This is a genomic window from Pusillimonas sp. MFBS29 (genome assembly GCF_020687695.1).
Lineage (GTDB): Bacteria > Pseudomonadota > Gammaproteobacteria > Burkholderiales > Burkholderiaceae_B > Pusillimonas_C.
The window spans coordinates 338197-361105 of record NZ_JAJEWL010000002.1; the positions used below are offsets into that span (position 1 = coordinate 338197).

The 22909-nt window shown below is 58.1% G+C and carries 23 protein-coding genes; 16 read left to right on the forward strand and 7 right to left on the reverse strand.

Features of this window, described 5'->3' with window-relative positions; translation table 11 throughout:
• Positions 1 to 3: 3 nt before the first annotated feature.
• From LKR43_RS04205 to LKR43_RS16275, 4 genes are read left to right on the forward strand one after another with little or no spacing between them, the layout of a single operon-like run.
• Positions 4 to 3150, forward strand: a complete 3147-nt coding sequence (locus LKR43_RS04205; protein ID WP_227682609.1) for an efflux RND transporter permease subunit — start codon at positions 4 to 6, stop codon at positions 3148 to 3150.
• A complete protein-coding gene (gene adeC / locus LKR43_RS04210; RefSeq protein WP_227682610.1) occupies positions 3147 to 4589 on the forward strand; it encodes an AdeC/AdeK/OprM family multidrug efflux complex outer membrane factor in 1443 nt (480 codons plus the stop codon). The genes LKR43_RS04205 and adeC overlap by 4 nt, the downstream gene beginning before the upstream one ends.
• Positions 4590 to 4609: 20 nt before the next feature.
• Positions 4610 to 5917, forward strand: coding sequence for an NAD(P)/FAD-dependent oxidoreductase (locus LKR43_RS04215; RefSeq protein ID WP_227682611.1), 1308 nt, complete (start codon positions 4610 to 4612; stop codon positions 5915 to 5917).
• A gap of 57 nt (positions 5918 to 5974) precedes the next feature.
• A complete protein-coding gene (locus LKR43_RS16275) occupies positions 5975 to 6658 on the forward strand; it encodes a methylated-DNA--[protein]-cysteine S-methyltransferase (protein WP_370632060.1) in 684 nt (227 codons plus the stop codon).
• A 32-nt stretch (positions 6659 to 6690) separates the two neighbouring features.
• Here the strand turns inward: LKR43_RS16275 and smpB are convergent, their stop codons facing one another.
• A complete protein-coding gene (gene smpB / locus LKR43_RS04225; RefSeq protein ID WP_227682612.1) occupies positions 6691 to 7155 on the reverse strand; it encodes an SsrA-binding protein SmpB in 465 nt (154 codons plus the stop codon).
• Positions 7156 to 7214: 59 nt separating this feature from the next.
• Between smpB and LKR43_RS04230 the strand changes: the two genes are divergently transcribed.
• From LKR43_RS04230 to mmsB, 5 genes are all read left to right on the forward strand, one after another.
• Positions 7215 to 7649 (forward strand): type II toxin-antitoxin system RatA family toxin, encoded by a 435-nt coding sequence (locus LKR43_RS04230; RefSeq protein WP_227682613.1) that lies wholly within the window; start codon positions 7215 to 7217, stop codon positions 7647 to 7649.
• Entirely contained in the window at positions 7639 to 7953 is a 315-nt protein-coding gene (locus LKR43_RS04235; protein ID WP_227682614.1) for an RnfH family protein, read from the forward strand. Before LKR43_RS04230 ends, LKR43_RS04235 begins: the two co-directional genes overlap by 11 nt.
• 95 nt (positions 7954 to 8048) lie before the next feature.
• Positions 8049 to 9203, forward strand: coding sequence for an acyl-CoA dehydrogenase family protein (locus LKR43_RS04240; RefSeq protein WP_227682615.1), 1155 nt, complete (start codon positions 8049 to 8051; stop codon positions 9201 to 9203).
• Complete coding sequence (locus tag LKR43_RS04245) at positions 9200 to 10345, forward strand: enoyl-CoA hydratase/isomerase family protein (protein WP_227682616.1); 1146 nt, start codon at positions 9200 to 9202, stop codon at positions 10343 to 10345. Before LKR43_RS04240 ends, LKR43_RS04245 begins: the two co-directional genes overlap by 4 nt.
• A 38-nt stretch (positions 10346 to 10383) precedes the next feature.
• Entirely contained in the window at positions 10384 to 11268 is an 885-nt protein-coding gene (gene mmsB / locus LKR43_RS04250; protein WP_227682617.1) for a 3-hydroxyisobutyrate dehydrogenase, read from the forward strand.
• Positions 11269 to 11293: 25 nt separating this feature from the next.
• Here mmsB and LKR43_RS04255 read toward each other — a convergent pair whose 3' ends face one another.
• A complete protein-coding gene (locus LKR43_RS04255; RefSeq protein WP_227682618.1) occupies positions 11294 to 12310 on the reverse strand; it encodes a folate-binding protein YgfZ in 1017 nt (338 codons plus the stop codon).
• 141 nt (positions 12311 to 12451) lie between these two features.
• On the opposite strand from LKR43_RS04255, the gene mltG reads away from it, so the two are divergent.
• The 5 genes from mltG (at position 12452) to LKR43_RS04280 (ending at position 16874) form a co-directional block, all read left to right on the forward strand.
• A complete protein-coding gene (gene mltG, locus LKR43_RS04260; RefSeq protein WP_227682619.1) occupies positions 12452 to 13462 on the forward strand; it encodes an endolytic transglycosylase MltG in 1011 nt (336 codons plus the stop codon).
• An 11-nt stretch (positions 13463 to 13473) separates the two neighbouring features.
• Positions 13474 to 14109: a dTMP kinase gene (gene tmk, locus LKR43_RS04265; RefSeq protein WP_227682620.1), complete on the forward strand. Its 636-nt coding sequence runs from the start codon at positions 13474 to 13476 to the stop codon at positions 14107 to 14109.
• Positions 14102 to 15154 carry a DNA polymerase III subunit delta' gene (gene holB / locus LKR43_RS04270; RefSeq protein WP_227682621.1) on the forward strand — a complete coding sequence of 351 codons (1053 nt, stop codon included), beginning with the start codon at positions 14102 to 14104 and terminating at the stop codon, positions 15152 to 15154. Before tmk ends, holB begins: the two co-directional genes overlap by 8 nt.
• Positions 15155 to 15175: 21 nt before the next feature.
• On the forward strand, positions 15176 to 15946 hold the full coding sequence (locus LKR43_RS04275; protein ID WP_227682622.1) for a TatD family hydrolase: 771 nt from the start codon (positions 15176 to 15178) through the stop codon (positions 15944 to 15946).
• A 100-nt stretch (positions 15947 to 16046) separates the two neighbouring features.
• Entirely contained in the window at positions 16047 to 16874 is an 828-nt protein-coding gene (locus LKR43_RS04280; RefSeq protein WP_227682623.1) for an ankyrin repeat domain-containing protein, read from the forward strand.
• A 21-nt stretch (positions 16875 to 16895) separates the two neighbouring features.
• Here the strand turns inward: LKR43_RS04280 and LKR43_RS04285 are convergent, their stop codons facing one another.
• Genes LKR43_RS04285 through LKR43_RS04300 form a run of 4 tightly spaced genes read right to left on the reverse strand, consistent with a single transcriptional unit; the run spans position 16896 to position 19485 of the window.
• On the reverse strand, positions 16896 to 17696 hold the full coding sequence (locus LKR43_RS04285; RefSeq protein ID WP_227682624.1) for an RsiV family protein: 801 nt from the start codon (positions 17694 to 17696) through the stop codon (positions 16896 to 16898).
• Between the two features lie 8 nt (positions 17697 to 17704).
• Positions 17705 to 18403 (reverse strand): glutathione binding-like protein, encoded by a 699-nt coding sequence (locus LKR43_RS04290; RefSeq protein WP_227682625.1) that lies wholly within the window; start codon positions 18401 to 18403, stop codon positions 17705 to 17707.
• Positions 18400 to 18888 carry a glutathione peroxidase gene (locus tag LKR43_RS04295; protein ID WP_227682626.1) on the reverse strand — a complete coding sequence of 163 codons (489 nt, stop codon included), beginning with the start codon at positions 18886 to 18888 and terminating at the stop codon, positions 18400 to 18402. Before LKR43_RS04295 ends, LKR43_RS04290 begins: the two co-directional genes overlap by 4 nt.
• Before the next feature lie 27 nt (positions 18889 to 18915).
• Positions 18916 to 19485, reverse strand: a complete 570-nt coding sequence (locus tag LKR43_RS04300) for a peroxiredoxin (protein WP_370632067.1) — start codon at positions 19483 to 19485, stop codon at positions 18916 to 18918.
• A gap of 178 nt (positions 19486 to 19663) precedes the next feature.
• Here LKR43_RS04300 and LKR43_RS04305 point away from each other — a divergent pair, with 178 nt between their 5' ends.
• Positions 19664 to 20533 carry a DMT family transporter gene (locus LKR43_RS04305; protein ID WP_227682627.1) on the forward strand — a complete coding sequence of 290 codons (870 nt, stop codon included), beginning with the start codon at positions 19664 to 19666 and terminating at the stop codon, positions 20531 to 20533.
• 79 nt (positions 20534 to 20612) lie between these two features.
• A complete protein-coding gene (locus LKR43_RS04310; RefSeq protein WP_227682628.1) occupies positions 20613 to 21959 on the forward strand; it encodes an NAD(P)H-dependent oxidoreductase in 1347 nt (448 codons plus the stop codon).
• Positions 21960 to 21981: 22 nt separating this feature from the next.
• Here the strand turns inward: LKR43_RS04310 and LKR43_RS04315 are convergent, their stop codons facing one another.
• A complete protein-coding gene (locus tag LKR43_RS04315; RefSeq protein WP_227682629.1) occupies positions 21982 to 22758 on the reverse strand; it encodes a PRC-barrel domain-containing protein in 777 nt (258 codons plus the stop codon).
• Positions 22759 to 22909: the final 151 nt, after the last annotated feature.

Below are 22909 nucleotides of genomic sequence, written 5' to 3' on the forward strand. Positions count from 1 at the left end.
TGAATGTCAAAGTTTTTCATAGACAGGCCCATTTTTGCCTGGGTCCTGGCCATCGTGATCATGCTGGCCGGTGCGTTGTCCATATTCGGCATGCCCGTGAACCAGTACCCCAATATCGCCGCGCCGGCCATTTCGGTGAGCGTGACCTATCCCGGTGCATCGGCACAAACCGTGCAAGATTCAGTGGTGCAGGTGATCGAGCAGAAAATGAACGGCCTGGATGGCTTGCGCTATATGTCTTCCGAAAGCAACTCGGACGGCAGCATGAGCATCATCCTGACCTTCGAGCAGGGCATTGACTCTGATATTGCCCAGGTCCAGGTGCAGAACAAGCTGCAGCTGGCGACGCCGCTGTTGCCCGAAGAGGTGCAGCGCCAGGGCATACGCGTGGCCAAGCACCAATCCAACTTCATGCTGGTGGTGGGGCTGGTGGATGAAAGCGGACGCATGGATGCCGCCGACTTGTCCGACTACATCGCCACCAACTGGCAGGATTCGCTATCCCGTGTTGAAGGGGTGGGCGACTTCATGTTGTTCGGTTCGCAGTACGCCATGCGCATCTGGCTGGATCCGCAAAAGCTGAACAGCTTTGCGCTGACACCGGGCGATGTGGCCAATGCCATCCGCAGCCAGAACGTGCAGGTGTCTTCGGGCCAGTTGGGCGGCTTGCCGACCACCAAGGGCGTACAGCTGTCAGCCACCATTATCGGCAAGACCCGTCTGCAGACCATCCCTCAGTTCGAAGACATTCTGCTCAAGGTCAACCCTGACGGTTCACAGGTTCGCTTGCGCGACGTGGCCAAAATCAATCTGGGCGCCGAAAACTTTGCAATCTCGGGCCAGTACAACGGCAAGCCCTCGTCGGGCCTGGCCTTGCGCCTGGCCACGGGCGGCAACCTGCTGGACACGGTCGAACGTGTGGAAGCCACCATTGCAAAACTCGAACCCTTCTTGCCGGACGGCCTGAAGATTACTTATCCCTACGACACCACGCCGGTCGTGGAGGCATCGATCGAATCGGTCGTGCACACCTTGTTTGAAGCCATTGTTCTGGTCTTCCTGGTGATGTATCTGTTCCTGCAGAATTTCCGGGCCACCCTGATACCCACGCTGGCCGTGCCGGTGGTGTTGCTGGGCACCTTCGGAATTCTGTCTGCCTTCGGCTTTACCATCAATATCCTGACCATGTACGCCATGGTGCTGGCCATAGGCCTGCTGGTGGACGATGCCATTGTGGTGGTCGAGAACGTCGAGCGGGTGATGGTCGAAGAGAAACTCTCGGCCCGCGATGCCACCCGCAAGTCCATGGGGCAGATTCAGGGCGCGCTGGTGGGCATTGGCGTGGTGCTGTCCGCCGTGTTTGTGCCGATGGCATTCTTTGGCGGTTCGGCGGGTATTATCTACAAGCAATTCGCCATTACCATCGTGTCGGCCATGGGCCTGTCGGTGCTGGTGGCACTGGTGTTTACGCCGGCCTTGTGCGCCACCATGCTCAAGCCTTCGGCAGCCGATCATCACAACAAAAAAGGATTCTTCGGCTGGTTCAACCGCATGTTCGATCGCGGCAACGACCGCTATCAGCGCGGCGTGTCGGGCATGATCAGGCATCGCGGGCGCTATATGGTGATCTTTCTGCTTATTGTCGGCGGCCTGGCGGTGCTGTTCACGCGCATTCCGACGACCTTCCTGCCGGAAGAAGATCAATCCATCATGTTCGTACAGGTGCAGACGCCTGCCAACTCCAGCGCCGAGCGTACCCAGGCCGCTCTGGATGAAGTGAACCAGTACCTGCTTGAAGACGAAGCGGGCACGGTCGATTCCGTCATGGCGGTCAAGGGCTTCAGCTTTGCCGGGCGCGGCCAGAACTCGGGCGTTGCATTCGTCAAGCTCAAGTCCTGGGAAGATCGTCAGGGCGACGCTACCGACGTATTCAGCCTGACACAGCGGGCCAATGCGCGCCTGTCCCGGATCACGGATGCGACCGCGTTTGCCTTCGTGCCGCCCGCCATTATTGAAATGGGTAACGCCACCGGTTTTGACTTCTACCTGCAGAACATGGGCGGCCTGAGTCACGACGAAATGATGGCCGCGCGCGACCAGCTGCTGCAGCTGGCTGCCCAGGACCCGGCGCTGATGATGGTGCGCCACAACGGCCTGAGCGACGAACCGCAATACCAGGTGTTGATCGACGATGAAAAAGTTCGCGCGTTGCAGCTGAACCTGTCCGATGTCAATGAAACGATGTCCGCCGCCTGGGGTTCCATGTATGTGAATGATTTCCTCGATCGCGGCCGGGTCAAGCGTGTGTATATCCAGGGCGAGATGGATTCACGTCTTGCACCCGAGGATTTCGGCAAGTGGTATGTGCGCAATGCCGAAGGCGATATGGTGCCGTTCTCGGCCTTCGCCACCGGCGAATGGACTTACGGCTCGCCCAAGCTGCAACGCTTCAACGGCGTACCGGCCATACAGATACAGGGCGCGCCCGCGCCTGGATACAGCACGGGCGAGGCCATGCAAGCGGTCGAACGCCTGGTTGACCAACTGCCTGAAGGTGTGGACATCGCGTATAACGGCCTGTCATACGAAGAGCGCCAGACCGGTTCGCAGGCCCCCATGCTTTATGCCCTGACGGTGCTGATCGTGTTCCTGAGCTTGGCCGCGCTGTATGAAAGCTGGTCGGTGCCGGCCTCCGTCATGCTGGTGGTGCCGCTCGGCGTGATCGGGGCTGTCATCGCCACCTTGCTCAGGGGCTTGTCCAACGACGTTTTCTTCCAGATCGGTTTGCTGACCACGGTGGGCCTGTCGGCCAAGAACGCGATCCTGATCGTGGAGTTTGCCAAGCAGCTTTACGAGCAGGAAGGGCGCACGCTGGTCCAGGCCGCTGTTGAGGCAGCCAGGCTGCGCCTGAGACCCATCATCATGACCTCGCTGGCCTTTACCTTCGGTGTATTGCCCATGGCGCTGGCCAGCGGAGCCGGCGAAGGCAGCCAGCACGCCATCGCCACTGGCGTGGTGGGCGGCATGATCACGGCGACAGTGCTGGCCATATTCTTCATCCCGCTGTTCTTTGTGGTGGTGATGTCGTTGACGAAGAAAAAATCATCGGTGGCCGGCAGTCAGCCCGCCCTGGAAGGAGCGCAGTCATGAGATTTGCAATGATCACGTCGGGGGTGGCCATCAGCGTGCTGTTGCAAGCCTGCTCCATGACGCCCAAGTACGAACAGCCGGCCCAGCCGGTGGAAACGGCGGCCTGGCCGCAGGGGCAGGCCTATGGTGAAGCGCCGGCACAAGAGGGCAGGGCTGCAGCCGATATAGGCTGGCAGACTTTCTTCAAGGATCCCGCCCTGAAGCGGCTGATTGCCGTTGCCCTGGACAACAACCGTGATTTGCGTGTGGCCGCCCTGACGGTCGATGCTTATCGGGCCCAGTACCGTATTCAGCGTTCCGAGCTGTTCCCCACGCTGGATGCGGCGGGCAATGGCAGCCGCCAGCGCCTGCCGGCCGACTTGTCGCCCGCCGGTGTGGCGGGCATTTCCTCGCAATATGACGTGGGCGCGGCCATGTCGTACGAACTGGATTTCTTTGGCCGGGTTCGCAGCCTGAACCAGCAGGCCCTGGAAGAATACCTGGCGACCGGGCAGGCACAGCGCAGCGTCCATATAAGCCTTGTGGCCGATGTGGCACAGGCCTATCTGGCCTGGCAAGCCGATCAGGCATTGCTGGAGGTGGCGCAGCGCACGCTGCAGACCAACGAGAAAACGCTGGCCTTGATACAAAGCAGCTTCGATGTGGGTGTGGCCTCGGCACTGGAGGTGCGCCAGGCGCGCACCACAGTGGACGAAGCGCGTGCCTACGTGCAGCGCTATACACGCCAGGTGGCGGTGGATGTGAACGGCCTCAGGATGCTGATGGGTGGTCCATTGCCCGCCGATATGCCGCAGGGCCTGAAGCTGGACAGCCAGGTATTTGCCGCCGTGCCGGCCGGCCTGCCTTCCGATTTGATGCAGCGCAGGCCCGATATCCTGGCAGCCGAGCATCGCCTGATCGGGGCCAATGCCAATATCGGCGCGGCTCGTGCCGCGTTCTTTCCGCGCATCAGCCTGACCGGTGCTGCGGGTACCGCCAGTTCGCAAATGTCCGGCTTGTTTGAAGGCGGTTCCGGAACCTGGTCCTTCATGCCCGGCATCTCCGTTCCCATTTTCAATGCCGGCCGCCTGCGCGCCAATCTGGATTACGCCGAAATCCAGAGTGATATTCGTGTGGCCCAGTATGAGCAGGCCATACAGAACGCTTTTCGCGAAGTCTCGGACAGCCTGGCCGCACGCGGCACCTACGGCAAACAGCTGCAAGCACAGCGCGAACTGGTTGAAAATACCAGCGAGTATTTCAAACTGGCCCAACAGCGTTACGATGAAGGGGTGGACAGCTATCTGAACGTGCTGGATGCCCAGCGTTTGCTGTTCACTTCGCAGCAGCAGTATATTCAGGATCGTCTGGCACAGTTGAACAGCGAGGTCGATCTGTATAAGGCGTTGGGCGGCGGCTGGCTGGAAACCGATGCTGCGAATGTCGTACATTCCGGCTAGCACGCGTATCAGGGGCGCAGATGGACGAACAGGCACATAAGGTAGTGATTGTCGGCGGCGGTGCGGGTGGCCTTGAGCTGGCCGCCAAGCTGGGGCGCAAATACGGGCCTGCCCACGTACTGCTGGTCGACAAAGACGGCGGCCATATCTGGAAGCCTTCCTTGCACGAAGTCGCAGCCGGAACGCTGGACATCCACCGCGAAGGCCTTTCGTATTTCATGCTGGCCAAGGATTGTGGTTTCACCTTTATTTATGGCGAGCTTGAAGCGGTCGACCGGCAAGCCAGGCTGCTGAAGCTCAAGCCCGTTCTGTCCGACTCGCAAGACGAGGTCTTCCCCGCCAGAAGCATAGCCTACGATACGCTGGTCATGGCGGTGGGCAGCAAATCCAACTTCTTTGGTACGCCGGGCGCGGCCGAGTTCGCGATAGCACTTGACTCCACCGCCGAAGCCGAGCGTTTTCGCCTGCGCCTGCTGCATCAGCTGGTGCTGGCAAGCCGAAGAAAGGCGGCAGAGCCCGGCTATAAGTTGAATATAGGTATTGTCGGCGGCGGCGCCACCGGCGTTGAGCTGGCGGCCGAGTTGCTCGAAGCCTGCGCCGATGCATCGTTTTACGGCCTGAACGACCTGGACCCCGCCGCCGACATACGCATTACCCTGCTTGAAGGCAGCCCGCGCATTTTGTCGGCCTTGCCGGAAAAACTATCGACCGCGGCGCAAAAGCTGCTGGAAAGCAGGGGGGTTGTGGTCAAGACATCAGTGCGTGTCGCATCCGTGGCGGCAGACGAGTTGACTGACAGCGAAGGCAATCGCTATCCGGCTGATCTCTGTGTCTGGGCGGCGGGCATCGAAGCGCCGGCCTGGCTGTCCGGGCTTGGGCTCGAATTCAATCGCAATAATCAATTGGTCGTGGACGGTAGCCTGCGCAGTACCGATCCGTCCATCTACGCCCTGGGTGATTGTGCCCAGGCACCCTGGATCGGCGAAGACCGCCCGCTGCCCGCCCGCGCCCAGGTCGCACATCAGCAAGCCAGCTTTCTGCTCGATACCATGCATGAGCGCATCATGGGCCGGCAACCCCGTGATCGCCAGTTCCAGTTTCGCGATTACGGTTCGCTGGTCTCGGTAGGGCATAGCCGCGGAGTAGGCAATCTGATGGGTGTGCTGTCGGGGAAAAGCTGGTTTGTTGAAGGTTTGCTGGCCCGGCTTATGTACATGAGCCTGCATTTGATGCACCACCTCGCAGTGCTCGGTCCGGTGCGTACCGGCACACTGGCCATAGGGCGCCTGTTCATGAAACGCGCTGCGCCGCGTGTCAAGCTGCACTGAGTCCGTCGCGCCGGCGCACTACAATCAGGCCTTGCAGTGTGGCAAGGAGTAGCGAGAATGAGATTTTATGCGCGGCTGAATTCGCCTTTGGGCGCTATGTTGCTCAGCTCAAACGGCACGCATCTTGACGGCCTGTACTTCGACGACCAGAAGGATCGGCCGCCGGTCGATGGCTTGGCGCCCGTGAAAGCGGGCAAGGCTGATCCGACGGCAGGCATGATGGCGGGCGCAGCCATCAAAGACTTCAAGGCGTACAAGAAAGCGGTTCAAGCCGATCTCTTCGATAATGAAGACCAGAACACCACCGGCCCGGCCGGTGGCGGCCCAGGGGCGGCGTGGGATGCGCAGCAGTGCCTGGTCGTCATGCAGCCCGACACGCCCGCCGGCGCCCTGAGTGTGTTTCAGCAAACCCTGGCTGAGCTGCAGGAATACTTCAACGGGGATCGCAGGGTATTTGGCGTTCCCTTGCATCTGCATGGAACCGACTTCCAGATCAAGGTCTGGGAGGCACTGCTTGCCATTCCTTACGGTGAATATGTTTCTTACGGCGATGTCGCCCTGTCGGCAGGCCTGACGGCGCAGCATGGGCGTCCGGTGGGAACGGCTGTGGGGCGCAATCCCGTCAGCATTATCGTGCCTTGCCACAGGGTGCTGGCCGGCAGCGGGCGCCTGAACGGCTATACCGGCGGGCTTGAGCGCAAATTCGCCCTGCTGGAGCTGGAAGGTTTCACCCTGGCATAGGAGCGTGGCGGCGCCGGCCCCGCAAATGCGTTCTAGTCACCCTTTCGGTTGCGGGTGTCGTGCTTCATGATGCGTTCTTTTTCCCGCTGCCAGTCTTTATCGCGTGCAGTGTTGCGCTTGTCGTGCATTTTCTTGCCGCGTCCCAGCCCGATATCAAGCTTGATGCGCCCGTTCTTGTAGTGCAGGTTCAGCGGTACAAGCGTATAGCCGCGCTGTTCCACCTTGCCTATCAGTTTGCTGATTTCTTCCGCCTTGAGCAGCAGCTTGCGCGTACGGGTGGAATTAGGATGGATATGCGTGGAAGCGGTAGGCAAGGGGCTGACGTGCATATTGATGATCCAGATCTCGCCGTCTCGTACGATAACGTAGCTTTCCTTCAGCTGCACATGCCCGGCACGTATTGCTTTTACTTCCCATCCTTCCAGCACAAGACCCGCTTCGTAGCGTTCTTCGATGAAGTAATCGTGCGTTGCTTTGCGGTTATCGACAATGCTCATGAATCACAATATGGCTGTAGACTGTAAAATCCATACATTCTATCCATTAACGACTTTCGATGCATAAAGTACAGCGTTCTGTTCTCGTCCCGCATAGCAGTGCACAAATGTTCGATCTGGTGGCCGATGTGGCCAAGTATCCTGAATTCATGCCCTGGTGTGGTGGTACCACCGTGCACAAGCACGATGAAAATGGAATGGAGGCTTCTGTCACCATCAATATTGCCGGCATCCGGCAAACCTTCACCACCCGCAACGAGCATCAGTATCCCGAGCTCATCACCATACATCTGGTCGACGGCCCATTTTCGATGCTGACCGGCACCTGGGCGTTCCAGGCCTTGGCTCCAGACGCCTGCAAGGTGGTCTACACCATGGAATATGCCTTTTCCAGCCGTGCCCTCGAGGCCGTGGTCGGCCCCATATTCAATCGTATTGCCAGCAGCTTCATCGACTCCTTCACGCAACGTGCGCAGGCCGTTTATGGGCACTGATATTGATGTTCAGGTGGTCTATGCGCAGGCGGGTTCCGTGTGGCAGGCCAGGCTGACATTACCGGCAGGCAGCACGGTAGGGCAGGCTATTGATGCCAGCGGTTTCGCACGCAGCAATCCAGACTATCCGCAAGCTGTACTGGCTGTCGGCATATACGGGCAGACCTGCACGCTCGATCGCCAACTGGCCCCGGGAGACCGTGTCGAAATATACCGGCCCTTGAATTTTGACCCCATGGAGTCCCGCCGGCGACGGGCGCAGCACCGCAAGGCGTTCATGACCAAGCGATTGTCACGCACATGACAATAATAATAATGACAAGGCGCTATGGTTTCAGGGGTAACGGATAAGACTTATAGTCTGACTGAACAAATCGAATTGCAGAATGGAGACAACATATGGAATTTCGTCTTAGCGACGAGCAGCAGGCTTTTGCACAAGCCGCGCGTGATTTTGCCGAGGGCGAACTGGCCCCGAACGCCGCTCACTGGGATGCCGAAGGCATTTTCCCGCGCGATGCCTTTGCACGCGCCGGCGAATTGGGTTTCTGCGCCATTTACGCTCCTGAAACCATAGGCGGGCTGGGCCTGCCGCGCCTTGACGCAACACTGGTCTTCGAGGAAATGGCCGCCTACGACCCATCCACAACTGCCTTCCTGACCATACACAATATGGCTACTTGGATGATAGGCTCATGGGCGAGCGATTCGCTGCGTGATACCTGGGGGCCACAATTGGCCACGGGTGAAAAGCTCGCGTCTTACTGCCTGACCGAACCGGGCTCGGGCTCCGATGCCGCCTCACTGTCGACCCGTGCCGAGAAGAAGGGCGCCGCCTATGTGCTGAACGGCGCCAAGGCGTTTATTTCCGGTGCCGGTGACACCGACATGCTGGTGGTCATGGCGCGCACGGGCGATAACGGGCCCCGCGGCATTTCCGCTTTTGCCGTACCGGCCGACACACCCGGCATCACCTACGGGCGTAAGGAAGACAAGATGGGCTGGAACAGTCAGTCCACTCGTCCCATCACTTTCGATAACGCCGAGGTGCCCGCCGAGAACTTGCTGGGAAGCGAAGGGGAGGGTTTCAAGTTTGCCATGAAGGGGCTGGATGGCGGGCGTATCAATATTGCCACCTGCTCGGTTGGCGCGGCCCAGGGTGCCTACGAAACCGCCCGCAACTACATGGGTGAACGCAAGCAGTTCGGCAAGGCATTGGCTGATTTCCAGGCCTTGCAGTTCAAGCTGGTCGACATGCTTACGCATATCGTCGCATCACGCCAGATGGTACGCCTGGCGGCAGCCAAGCTTGATATGCAGGATCCCAATGCATCGTCTTATTGCGCCATGGCCAAACGTCTGGCAACCGACCTGTGCTTTCAGGCCTGCCTTGATGCCCAACAGATCCATGGGGGTTATGGTTACCTGAAAGACTACCCGCTGGAGCGGCTAGTGCGCGATACGCGGGTACACCAAATACTCGAAGGCACAAATGAAATCATGCGCGTCATCGTGGCGCGGCAACTACTGGAAAAAGGAGCAGACATCCGATGAATTCCCCGGTCTTGTTCGAAGAATTGGATACGGCCGATGGCCGCAAGGTAGCAGTCGCCACGCTGAATGCGCCACAAACGCTCAATGGCCTGTCGCTCGATATGTGCAAGTTGCTGGCCAGCCAATTGCGGCAGTGGGAAGATGATACGCAAATTGCACTCGTGCTGTTGCGCGGTGCCGGCGAGAAGGCCTTTTGCGCCGGCGGCGATCTGCACGGCATCTATCAGGGCATGAAGGACAACAGCAGCGGCCAGGCATGGGACAACACCTACGCGCGCGAGTTCTTCGATGTCGAATACCGGCTTGACTACCATATTCATACCTACTCCAAGCCCTTGCTGTGCTGGGGCAACGGTATTGTCATGGGTGGCGGGGTAGGTCTCATGATGGGCGCCAGCCATCGGGTGGCTACCCAAACCACGCGGTTTGCCATGCCTGAAATCTCCATAGGCCTGTTTCCCGACGTGGGCGGTACGTGGATGCTGGCACGCCTGCCAGGCGGGATAGGCCTGTTTCTGGCCCTGACCGGTGCGCAACTGGGTGCGGCCGACTGCACGATGCTGGGCCTGGCAGACTACACGCTGGCAGCAGAAGAATGGGACGCCTTGCTTGCCGCCATCCAGACATCGTCATGGTCGGCCGAGCGAACTCAGAATGATGTGTTGTTGCGTAATGTGCTGCTGGGCTTGCAGGGCACCGGATCCGGACAGCCGGGCCCATTGAGCACCCATTATGATTTGATCAGGCAATCCTGCGATGGTGCTGATTTTGCACGCATTTGTGAAAACATCGCCGGCTTGGCCCAAAGCGACGATCCCTGGCTGAAAAGGGCAGGAGCTACGTTTGTGGCGGGCTCTCCCGGCTCTGCCCGGCTGAGTTTCGAATTGCTGCGTCGCGTACGACTGATGTCACTGGCAGATGTCTTCCGGCAGGAATATATCGTCAGCCTGCAATGCGGCGTGCATGGCGACTTGCAGGAAGGCATACGCGCCCTGATCATCGACAAGGACAAGCAACCAAAATGGTCGCCGGCAACCCACGATGCGGCCACCGACGCCTGGGTGCAACGCTTTTTTGCCATTCCCTGGCCTGCCCACGAGGCAAACCCGCTGGCCGATCTGGGCCGTCAAGCCACCACATAACATCATCGAACCAGGAATATTTTCCAAGGAGACAAAAAATGAGTCGTATCGCATTTATTGGTTTAGGCAATATGGGCGGTCCCATGGCCTTGAACCTGATCAAGGCAGGGCATGATCTGGTGGTTTTTGACCTGGCCGCCGCCGCAGTCAAGGCAGCGGCCGATGCCGGCGCAAAAGCGGTGGCTTCTGCTCAAGAGGCGGTGAAAGACGCCGAAGTCGTGGTAACCATGTTGCCGGCCAGCAAGCACGTAGAAGGCGTGTACCTGGGTGAGCCGGCCTTGATTGACCACATCGCCGCAGGCACGCTGGTGCTTGAATGCAGCACCATCGCCCCCGAATCCGCACGCAAGGTGGCCGATGCCGCACGCGGCAAAGGCATACGCATGATCGATGCACCGGTTTCCGGCGGCACCGGTGGTGCGGTGGCGGGTACGCTGACCTTTATCGTGGGTGGCGAAGCCGAAGACCTCGAAGCAGCCAGACCCTATCTTGAAAAAATGGGCAAGAACATTTTTCATGCCGGAGCCGCCGGTGCGGGTCAGGTTGCCAAGATCTGCAACAACATGCTGCTGGGTATCCTGATGGCAGGCACATCCGAGGCGCTGGCCCTGGGCGCAGCCAATGGGCTCGACCCCAAGGTGCTGTCCGACATCATTGCGAAAAGCTCAGGGCGAAACTGGGCGACGGAACTGTACAACCCCTGGCCCGGAGTGATGGAGCATGCGCCGGCCTCGAAGAACTATGCCGGCGGTTTTGGTGTAGACCTCATGCTAAAGGACCTGGGCCTGGCGGCTGAATCGGCGCTAAATTCGCGTGCTTCGGTTCCTTTGGGCGAGCTGGCACGGAATCTTTATTCGCTGCACAGCTCCCAGGGTAGCGGCGGGCTGGATTTTTCCAGCATATTGAACCTGTACAAAAAGTAAGGGCCGCCGCATGCGGTAAGCATGGCTAGGGTGTAACGATGTCGTAGGGAAGCATCTGCACGTTTATCGCAGGGCCTTCGGCGCTGCCAAGGCGGAAATCGGCCTGGCCCAGGTCCGCCAGTTGCACCTCCATCAGAACGTGCACGGCATCGCTTGCTGATTGCCCGTCGCTCTGATCGCCGGCCGCCGCTTTGGCGGCATTCACGATCCGCCCGACGGGATTCTGGGGGTTGTTGGCATCGAAAGTGTCGGTGCCTGACAAGGTTTCGGCCTGCAGGTCTGTTCCATTGTGTATCAGCCCATAGGCCATGCGACGCTTGACGGTGCCGCGATAGTGGCTGCGGGCGACGACTTCCTGGCCTGGATAGCAGCCCTTGGTGAAGCTGACTCCGTCGATCAGATCGAGGTTCAGCGTTTGGGGAATGAATACGTCTTGTATCGCAGCCTGCACCCAGGGCAAACCGGCCGCAATATCTTGCGCCTGCCATGCGGTGCGTGCCGCTTGTGAAGGCTGTTCTGTTGCCATGTCGGTTGCGGTAACCAGCCACCATCTGGCGCTGGCGCCCTTGGCACTGATTGCTGCGATCCAGTCGCCGGCCTCGGTATGTACGACCGCCCATGGGGCAGGATCTTCGGGCAGGGCGGCGGCCTGCTCCAGCAAACCGGCCTGCGACCCGGCCGGGGTATTTGCATCAGCGGTGCCCGTCGATGCACCGACGCCCAGCACGCTCAGGTTGGTGACGCTGATCTTTACTTTGGCCCTGAGGACAAACATGGAAAGCCGTTTGGCTACCGCATCGGCGATATCGGCCTTGATCAAGGCACGCAAGGTGGGAACTTCGCTGCCGGATAGCGGCCATACCACCATGGTGCCCAGCAAACGGCCTTTGGCCGTGCAGAATCCGGCCAGGTGGGCGTGGCCCGGAGACAGGCCGGCGATATCGTGACTAAGCTGGCCATGCAGAAAAGTGACGGCATCCGGGCCGGTGATTTCAATGACAGCCAAATCGGCCAGGGAAACGACATAACGGGAAATACTCATGACTGACAACTCTTCAATTCAACAGGACACCAGCGTTTATGATAATGGGCTTTAATGAAACGTGCCGCGCTCTGGCTGCCGTGGCCCATTTGACGACAATTTACTGCGCCGCCAGATAGGCTGGGCTACACTCTGGTGCTCATGAAAAAACTCAAATTGATAATTTTGTATCTGCTGCTGGCAACGGCCCTGGCGGCCGCAGCCATCAGCGCCGGCGCCTGGTACTGGGCTGAGCGGCCCGTTGACCTGGCTGCAGACCGGGTCAACTACGTGATTGAGCCGGGAAGCCGCCCACGTGCCATAGCAAGGACTATGAATCAGGCAGGCATACAGGTCAATCCTGACGCATTTGCCCTGCTGGCAAGGCTCACGGGCCTGGACAAACAGCTGCAAGCCGGGGCTTATGAAGCCGTTCAGGGTGATGGGCCGCGGGTATTGCTCGAACGCATGGCCAACGGCGACATGACTCAGACACGGCTGACGCTGGTGGAAGGGTGGACCTACAAACGCATCCGCCAGGCTTTGCGGGACGACCCCAAGGTGAAACAAACCCTGGAAGGTGTCAGCGATGAAGAGTTGCTGGAGCGCCTGGGTGCGTCATCGTCCAGCACCGAAGGGCTGTTTTTTCCTGATACCTATGTATTTGCGCCCGGCACATCTGACTTTGACGTGCTGCGACGTGCCTATCATGCCCAGCACCAGTTGCTGGAGCGCCTCTGGAACGAACGTGACCCCGATTTACCTCTGCAAACGCCCTACGAAGCCTTGATTCTGGCCTCGATAGTGGAAAAGGAAACCGGGCACAGCAACGATCGCAGCCGGGTTGCAGGCGTATTTGTGAACCGCCTCAGGTTAGGCATGCCCCTGCAGACGGATCCGACCGTGATCTATGGCATGGGCGATGCCTATCAGGGCAGGATCCGTAAAAAAGACCTCACGACCGACACGCCCTGGAACACCTACACGCGCAACGGCCTGCCTCCTACGCCGATTGCCAGCCCCGGGCGCGCGGCGCTGCTGGCGGTACTGCATCCCGAAGAGCACAAATTTCTGTATTTTGTCTCGCGGGGCGACGGTACCAGCGAGTTTTCGCCCAATCTGGCTGCCCACAATCGAGCAGTTGCCAAATACATTCTGGGGCGGCGAAATTGAGCAGGGGCTGCATGATAGTGGTCGACGGAGGCAATGGCGCCGGAAAAGGCACCTGTTTGCGTGATATCGAGGCTTATTTGAGCACCCGGGGGCTCGAGGCAGTAATGACCCGGGAGCCTGGTGGAACACCCATAGGCGAGAAGATCCGGGATATTCTGCTGGACAACTCTGCAGCCGAAATGTGCGACGTAACTGAGTTGATGCTGTTTGCCGCGGCCCGTGCACAGCACGTGCGCGAGAAGATCATCCCCGCCCTTGAGGCTGGAAAAATCGTCGTATCCGATCGTTTTGACTCGGCTACCATCAGTTTTCAGCATTATGCGCGTGGTCTGGACCTTGATTTGATCAACTGTCTGAATGATATGGCGGTCGCAGGGCTGAAGCCCGATTTCACCATTATCCTTGACCTGGATCCGGCAGTTGGGCTGCAAAGAGTGACGTCCAGAGGCAGTGAACTTGACCGGATGGAGAAGGAAAACCTGGCGTTTCTCGAACGCGCCAGGCACGGCTATATAGAGCAGGCCAGGCTGGCACCCGGGCGCTTTGCGATTGTGGATGCCGCACAGCCTTACGAACAAGTGCGCGGCGAAATCCGGGAGCTGGTTCGACAAGTACTGATCAGGCACGGGCAGGGTGGCCATGAGTGATTTCGTTTCCTTTTTGCCATGGCAGGAAAAACAGGCGGCAGCGTGGCTGGGGCAACGTGAACGCTTTGCACATGCCTGGCTGATCCACGGACTCCCAGGCATAGGAAAACGTCAGTTTGCGCTGGCGGCTGCAGCGAGTCTGCTGTGCGAATCGCCTGCGGGTGGTTTTGCCTGCGGCCAGTGCGCGGCCTGTCTCTGGCTGAAAAGTGGCAGTCACCCCGACATGCGGCGCATTCGCCCTGAAGCCATGGCACTGGAAGAGGGCGAGGCCGGTGCCGTGTCGGACGACAGCGCGCCAGCGGGTGGCGCAAAGAAGACGCCGTCCAAAGACATTAAAGTCGAGCAACTCAGGGCACTGCACAACTGGTTCAACACGGCAACTCACCGAGGAGGCTGGCGTGTAGCGCTCATTTATCCGGCTCGGGCCATGAACGCCGTTACAGCAAATGCCTTGCTGAAAGTGCTCGAAGAGCCGCCCGAGCATACAATTTTCCTGCTGGTGGCCGATGCGCCCGACCGGCTTTTGCCTACCCTGGTATCGCGTTGCCGTCGCCTTCCGCTTTCGGTGCCCGGGCCGGGCGAAAGCCTCCCATGGCTGCAGGCCCATGGCGTGTCCGAAGCGGAGCAATGGCTTGCGGTCGCAGGTGGCGCCCCCTTGCTGGCCCAAGAGCTGGCGCAGTCTGGCGACAAGCCGTATCCTGAGTGGCTGGCCCGATTATTGGGCGACCTCGCCGCTGCCCGTACAGCTGATATTGGCGCATTGGCAGATCAACTGGAGGCTCAGGCCCCCGAAGCCTGGATAGACACCTTGCAGCGGGCTTTCCTGGATTTGATGCTGGCCGCATCGGGTGCATCTTTGCGTTATTTTCCTGCGCTGGAGAAGCAGGTTGCCGCTGTCGCCGCCGGGGCGTCTCCGGCTCGTCTTGCCGAGACGGCAAAATGGCTCGCCCAGCAGCGCGCGGTAGCAGGCCATCCCTTGAACGCCAAGTTGTTTGTGCACAGCACCCTGCAACGAGTTGCGCTGGCTTGTGCTCCGGCAACTTAAGGATTTTCGTTAGAAGCTATTATGTTTGTTGATTCCCATTGTCATTTGAATTTTCCCGAGCTGGCGGACAACCTGCCGGAAATCCTGGATCGTATGGTTCAGAACCAGGTCACCCATGCGCTGGTGGTAAGCGTGAACATGCCGGACTGGCCCGGATTGATGGACCTGGTGGCGCCCCATGATCATCTGTACGCCTCGGTAGGCGTGCATCCCGATTATGAAGATACGCCTGAACCCGGCGTGGACCAGCTGTGCGAATTGGCCCAGGAACCCAAGGTTGTGGCGATCGGAGAAACCGGACTGGACTACTTTCGGTTGTCTGAGCCGCTGGAATGGCAACGTGAGCGATTCCGCACTCATATCAGGGCCAGCAGGCAGAGCGGGCTGCCATTGATCATACATACCCGTGCCGCCAGCGCGGATACCTTGCGTATCATGAAGGAAGAGGGCGCTGACGAGATCGGTGGCGTCATGCATTGTTTTACCGAGTCCTGGGAGGTTGCCCAGGCTGCCATGGAACTGAATTTCTATATTTCGCTCTCTGGAATAGTGACATTCAAAAAAGCCCAGGACCTTCAGGACCTGGCGCGGAAAATGCCGCTCGACCGGTTGTTGATAGAGACGGATTCACCATTTCTGGCACCAGTGCCACACAGGGGAAAGACCAATGATCCCTCTAAAGTCATGCATGTGGCAGAGAAAATTGCTGAGCTAAAGGGCGTAACTTTGGCTGAAATTGCACAACATACAACAGATAATTTCTTCAAATTATTCAATAAGATAGACAGGTAATCTAATATTAATTATTTAAAGTAGTTTATTAGACGTAATTTATTTAAAGTTAAATATCCAAAGTAAATTATCCAGACTTAATTCTCAGGTAGGTGCAATCATGACCAGTCATCACACTAGCCGGATCATCGATACAAGGCAATTTTATTGCCTGATTCTGTGTTTGCTCGCTGGCCTGGTGCTGTCGGGTGCCGCCTTGGCCGCCAATCCTGCAAACTGGTGGAACGATATTGCCAATGACCGTGTGTCCGAGGTGAAGAAAGCATTGAGTCGTGGCGCTGATCCGAACTCGATCAGCCCGGATGGCCAGCCTGCAATCATGCAGGCCATCCGGGACGGCTCCTGGAAGGTATACGACCTGCTTGCCGCCAATCCCAAGACGGTGCGTAACGCCATTAACGTCAATCGTGAGACTCCGCTGATGTACCTTGCTGTAGCCGGTGAAACGCAGCGTGCGCAAGACCTGATCAACCGTGGGGCGTTGGTCAATCGTCTGGGATGGACTCCTTTGCAGTATGCAGCCTCGAAGGGACACCTTGAGACGGTCAGGATGCTGGTCGCGAACAAAGCGATTGTGAACGCGCCCGGGCCGGACGGAACGACCGCACTCATGATGGCCGCTTACGCCGGCAGCGAACCCGTGGTCCAGTATCTGCTTGACGTTGGTGCAGACGTCACGATGAAAACGACGCAGCAGTATGATGCGGCATTTTGGGCACGCCTGAAAAACCATAATACGTTGGCAGGCAAGCTGGACGCGCTGTCCGCCAAGGTGATGGCCGAACGCAGCGGCCAGCGTGGCACCGGGGCCGGTCAGACTATGCAAGCAAGCAAGCCGGCACCCCAAGCCAGCGTCAAGAAGCCTTCAGATAATTCAACGTCACGTTATTTCGACCTGGATCGCTTTAACGAAAATCCCGAGCCCTGAGCTGCTGGCCGCCTGACGCCGTCAGGCGGGTGCGGGCATGAATTCCGGTCGCAATATTCCCGACAAGGAAGAATACGGCAGCACGAGCTCGGGCTGACCAGAGGAGTAGGGGGCCAGCTGATAAGAGTCGTACTTGACGACAAGACCCTGATCAGTGAATCCAAAGTTCTCGCTGACCTGGAATGGCCACATCCGGTTGAATGTTTCCGGATCATGCTGGGCGTCGGGGTGCGACGCAAGCCAGTTGGCGTGAGCCTGTTTCAGCGCAGCAACGTATCCGTCGTATTGGCCGGGCCGCAGGATGCTGTCCAAGCTCAGCACTTTACCGGTGTTATTGTCCCAGTTAAGGAATTGGGTAGCCGAAATGCCGTGCGCCGAGCCGGTCTGATACTGCCAGGTGTTCAGCTCGATTACGGTCAGGGAGCGATTCCGGTAGCGGGCTTTGGCAACCATGACGGTGGAATCCCGCGGGGCGGCTGTTTTCCAGAAATAGTCTTCGTATTCCTTGATGGTGAAATAAGGAGCAGGGCCGCTGGTGCCGATTCCCGTCATCATGGCCAGCGCGTGATCGACCAGCTCGGTCAGCTTGGGGACGCCCGGAAACACCAGCGAGTTGAGCTCAAGCGTCGGGCATTCGCCCTTGCAGCCCGGTTTTGTATGTTCCCATTTGAACTCCTGGGTGAACAAACCCTCTTTGCTGGTTTGCTCCCCGATTTCTACAGGTATTCTGGAAATATTCGCAGAAGGCCCGCTGGTACAAGCAGCCAGTACACCCAAGGCAACAGCGGTCAGGGCGAATCGGAAGACTGGACGTGAATACATGCTGGCCTTTATTTGATGGTGCTGGCGTCCTGGCCGAACAACAGTTTGCGGGAGGCATCGTCGCTGACAGAGGGCGCAGTATTGATCTGTTCTGCTTTCTCGTACGCGCGACGTGTGGCGGGACGCTGTGCGATGGCTTCAAACCAGCGCTTGAGATGAGGGAAATTATTCAAATCCTGTTCCTGGCGCTGGTGCGAAACGATCCATGGGTAGCAAGCCATGTCGGCAATGGAGTACTCGTGCGCAATGAACTCCCGGTCAGCCAGGTGTTTGTTCAATACTCCGTACAGACGGCCGGTCTCGCGCACATAACGATCGATGGCGTAAGGGATTTTTTCCTGGGCGTAAGTATTGAAGTGGTGATTCTGGCCAGCCATGGGCCCCAGGCCACCCATTTGCCAGAACAACCATTGCAAGGCCTCGTTGCGACCACGCAGGCTGGTCGGCAGAAACTGTTTGGTTTTGTCAGCCAGATACAGCAAAATGGCGCCCGATTCGAAAACCGGGATTGGATCACCACCGTCGATGGGGGCATGATCGACGATAGCCGGAATGCGATTGTTGGGCGAGATCTTCAGAAATTCGGGCTCGAACTGATCGCCTTTACCAATATTGATGGGGAACAGGGTATAGGGGATGGCGGCTTCTTCCAGGAAGAGGGTGATCTTGTGGCCATTAGGTGTGGTCCAGTAATACAAATCTATCATGAATGCTCCAGGGCTTTTTCAATGTCACGGCGCATGGCCTCGGGTTTCGTGGTGGAGCCATAGCGCTGCAGGACCTCACCATCACGCCCGAGCAGGAACTTGGTGAAGTTCCATTTAATGCTCTGGCTGCCAAGCACGCCTGATTTTCTGGTTTTTAGCCAGGTATACAAAGGGTGGGCACCCGGGCCGTTGACGTCGATTTTCTCAAATAGGGGAAAGGTCACACCATATTGCTGTGTGCAGAAGCCGGCTATCTGTGCGGGTTCACCCGGTTCCTGTCGTCCAAACTGATTGCACGGGAATCCCAACACAAGCAAGCCTTGATCCCGATAGGTTTCGAACAAGGTTTGCAGCCCCTTGTATTGGGGCGTAAAGCCGCATTCCGACGCTACGTTTACGATAAGCAGGACTTTGCCTTGGTAGTCGGAAAAATCTATGGTTTCGCCATCAATGGCAACCGCGGAAAAGGCATACACCGATGTCATGCTAGACCTTGCCGGTATGGATGAAGATCACTTAACTTTAGCATCTAACGCCCATTGTTTGACGGCCGCCATGGTGTTGGGTACGTGGTCGTCCGGATTGCTGCTGCTGAACGCGTAATAAATTTTGTGATCGGGAGTAATGACATAGGACACGCGGCCGGCCATATTGGGGCGAAAGGACATGCCCGCATCGTAAGCCTGGATGACTTTGGCGGCGGGGTCGGCCGCAACCGCAAATTTGCTGCGGCAGGCACTGACGGAAAACTTCTTGAGTTTCTCAAGGTCGTCGGCTGAAACGCCCAGCACAGTTGCGCCGTATGCCTTGTACTCGTCGGTTGCCTCGGCAAAATTGTGGGCTTCTATGGTACAGCCCTGAGTGAACGCTGCCGGGTAAAAATACAATACAACCGGCCCCTGTTCGAGTGCCTTGTCCAGGGAAAACTCAAAGGCTTCGCCCGCCAGTGTTGCGGCCAAAGTAAAGGCGGGCGCAGCATCGCCCGGCTTCAATTGTGCCGATGCCATGCCTGGTACTGCGCAGGAAAACGCCAGCATGATGAACATTCGAGCCAGAGATGAGTGCAGGAGTTTCATATTCAGCCCTTGATCAAGTGTTGTGAAACGGGTTTTCTTTTATGACTGGCGCATCGCAATCCAGCCAGGACCAGCTAATATGTCATTTTCATGACAAGTAATGTGATCTTGAGCAGACGCTTTGCGGCTTTCATCATAAACCGCGCTCAGGAGTTCTGGAACCCGGCAGCGTATATCCGAACGTATGACACCTGAAATATTTGGTCTGGTAATCTGTGCAGCCGCCTTGCATGCGAGCTGGAACCTTATCTCGAAGAAAGCCAATGCCTCGGCAGGCCATTTTGTCTTTGCATACAGGCTGATTTCCGCGCTGCTGTATGCGCCCTGGGTCGTCTATATTTTCTGGGCAGACGGCATGAACTGGAGCGCAGCCGTCGTTTTCTTCATAGTCCTGTCCAGCCTTCTGCATCTGGGCTACAGCCTTTGCCTGCAATGGGGTTATCACGCAGCGGACCTGTCCGTGGTGTATCCCATGGCGCGGGGCACCGGTCCGTTACTGTCCAGCCTTGCTGCTTTCATCTGGCTTGGTGAGCAGCCTTCCACATCAGGCGTGCTGGGCATACTCAGTGTGGTACTGGGCATCTTGCTGATAGCGTCCAACGGGAACATCCGCCGCTTTGCCACGCCAGCAGCCTGGACCGGTGTGCGCTGGGGTGTGTTCATAGGTTTGTTCATTGCCGCCTACACCGTGGCCGATGCGTACAGCGTAAAGGTATTGCTGGTTGCGCCCGTGGTGCTGGACTGGTTGTCGGCGCTGGGTAATGCCGTCATTCTGGCACCTCGAGCATGGGTACGCCGGTCATCCATGATGGAGCAGATGCGCGGCAAGTGGGGCTACGCCCTGGCCGTCGGCGCCTTGTCACCGCTGGCCTATATTCTCGTTCTGTATGCCTTGCAAATGGGGGGAGATGTCAGTCTGGTCGCGCCGCTCCGTGAAATGTCGCTGATGATCGCCACACTGGCCGGGTTCTTTCTGCTCAAGGAACGCGCTTCGCCCGCACGCGTACTGGGCTGTGCCGTGATCGTTGCCGGGGTTGTGCTGCTCACGCGCTGATGGATGCATGCCTGGGAATCGAGTAAGCTTTACCCGTTCCGGAATTCACTAATCATTTTTTGCACGACAGGATGGATTGATGAGTCTTTATGCCCAGTTGCAGCAACGCGCAGCCCAGAATAAGCCCATACGCGTAGGGTTGATAGGGGCCGGTAAGTTCGGTGCCATGTATTTGTCGCAGATCCCTCGCACGCCCGGCGTCCACCTGCTGGGCATCGCAGATCTTTCTCCCGATGCAGCACGCGTCAACCTGGCCCGGGTTGGCTGGGAGCCCGGGCAATATGGTGCAGCGTCGGCCCAAGAGGCCTTGCATGACGGCACCAGCTGGATTACCGACGACTGGCGGGCGCTGGTTAATTTGCCAGAGATTGATGTCATCGTTGAATGCACCGGTAATCCCATCGCTGCCGTTGAACATTGCCTGGCTGCATTTGAGCAGGGCAAGCATGTAGTCAATGTCACTGTGGAAGCCGACGCGTTTTGCGGTCCGCTGTTGGGCAGCAAGGCAGCCCAGGCCGGTGTGGTCTATTCACTGGCCTTCGGCGATCAGCCTGCGCTTATTTGCGATCTGGTCGACTGGGCACGCACTTGCGGGTTTCCTGTCGTTGCAGCCGGGCGCGGGCATAAATGGCTGCCACATTTTTCCGAGTCCACACCGGACACCGTCTGGGGCCACTATGGTCTGACACCCGAGCAAGCCGAGCGGGGCGGGCTGAATCCGAAAATGTTCAACAGCTTCCTCGATGGCTCCAAGCCCTCGATTGAAAGCTCTGCGGTAGCCAATGCCACCGGCTTGCGCGTACCGTCCAACGGCTTGCTTTACCCACCCGCCAGTATTGAAGACATACCTTTCGTGACGCGCCCCGTCAGCGAGGGCGGCGTACTCGAAGGCAAGGGCATGGTTGAAGTGGTTTCATCGCTTGAGGCCGACGGACGCCGCATACCTTACGATATACGCATGGGCGTGTGGGTTACGGTCGAAGCGGAAACCGACTACATCAAACATTGCTTTGAAGAATACAACGCCCACACCGATCCCAGCGGCCGTTATTTCACCTTGTACAAACGCTGGCATCTTATTGGCCTGGAAGTCGGGATGTCGGTCGCTTCGGTTGCATTGCGCAAAGAGGCAACCGGGGTGGCCACTTGCTGGCAGGCCGACGTCGTGGCCACGGCAAAGCGTGACTTGAAGCCCGGAGAAATGCTGGACGGCGAGGGCGGTTACACGGTTTGGGGCAAACTGCTGCCCGCCCACAAATCAGTCGACTTTGGCGGTTTGCCACTGGGCTTGGCGCACGGAATCAAAGTGGTGCGACCGGTTGCCAAAGGCCAGTCGCTCAGCTGGGCCGACGTCGACATCGATACCACCACCTCGGCTTACCGGATACGCCGGGAAATGGAATCGCTGCTGACGCCACAGCGTTAATCGCCTGCAGGAAAGCCGGGCTTCAGTCCCAGTAGCCCGGTTTGTCGTAATGCTGATGCAGACGTAACTCGTAGTCGCGGTCCAGTGCAGCGTCTTCGTCATATTCGGGGCTGTTCTTGATCTGATCCCGTGTAAGAGACGTCTGGACCATAGATCCATTCCAGTCGATGCTGTCTATCCATTGGCTACCCAGCAATACCTTTTTGCCGCCCGGCCACCAGTTGCGGGTATCAACCAGCAGATAGCGAACAGCCCAGTCTTTGTCATCGAAGAGGAAGTCCTCGACATGACCGATTTCGCTGTCTGTTCCGGCAATCTGGTAACCACTCACATCCTTGCTGCTGCGCAGATGTACGTCCTCTGGATGCTCTGCAGCGCGCGCCGCGATCACTTCGGGCGGCTCATTTATGGCAGACCGATCCGCCTCGACATCCAGCCCGACCGGATAGGTGCTCGTACCCCAAAGATAGGGGCCGGCCCAATAATTGCCAAAGCCGTAGTAACTCGAGTACTCACCTTCAAGCAGACGGGATACGGGTTTATGCGTGTCGATGTCGGGGCTATTCTTCACCTGTTCACGTGTCAGCGACACATGAACCAATTCGCCCAGATCGTCGACACCGGTAATGGAGTAGGGCGAGATCAGAACGATACGACTGGATAGCCATGTGCCGGTCTCGACGACCAGATATCGCACACCCCAACGCTCATCATCAAAATAAACTTCCTTCACCTTGCCCAGCTCATCGTCGGTGGCCCTGATGGCGTAACCTTTAAGACTATTTACCGTGCGTAACATAGATATCTCCTTGTATTGATGCACGCCATCAACCAGCAAATGCCATGCCCGCCGCACTGGAGCCTGAGGTTTACGTCGGCATTACCATCCTGTACAGTGTTTTCTGGTGACTTGGCGGCTGGCCCCGATCCCGGTCCGGCCCGTAACCGTA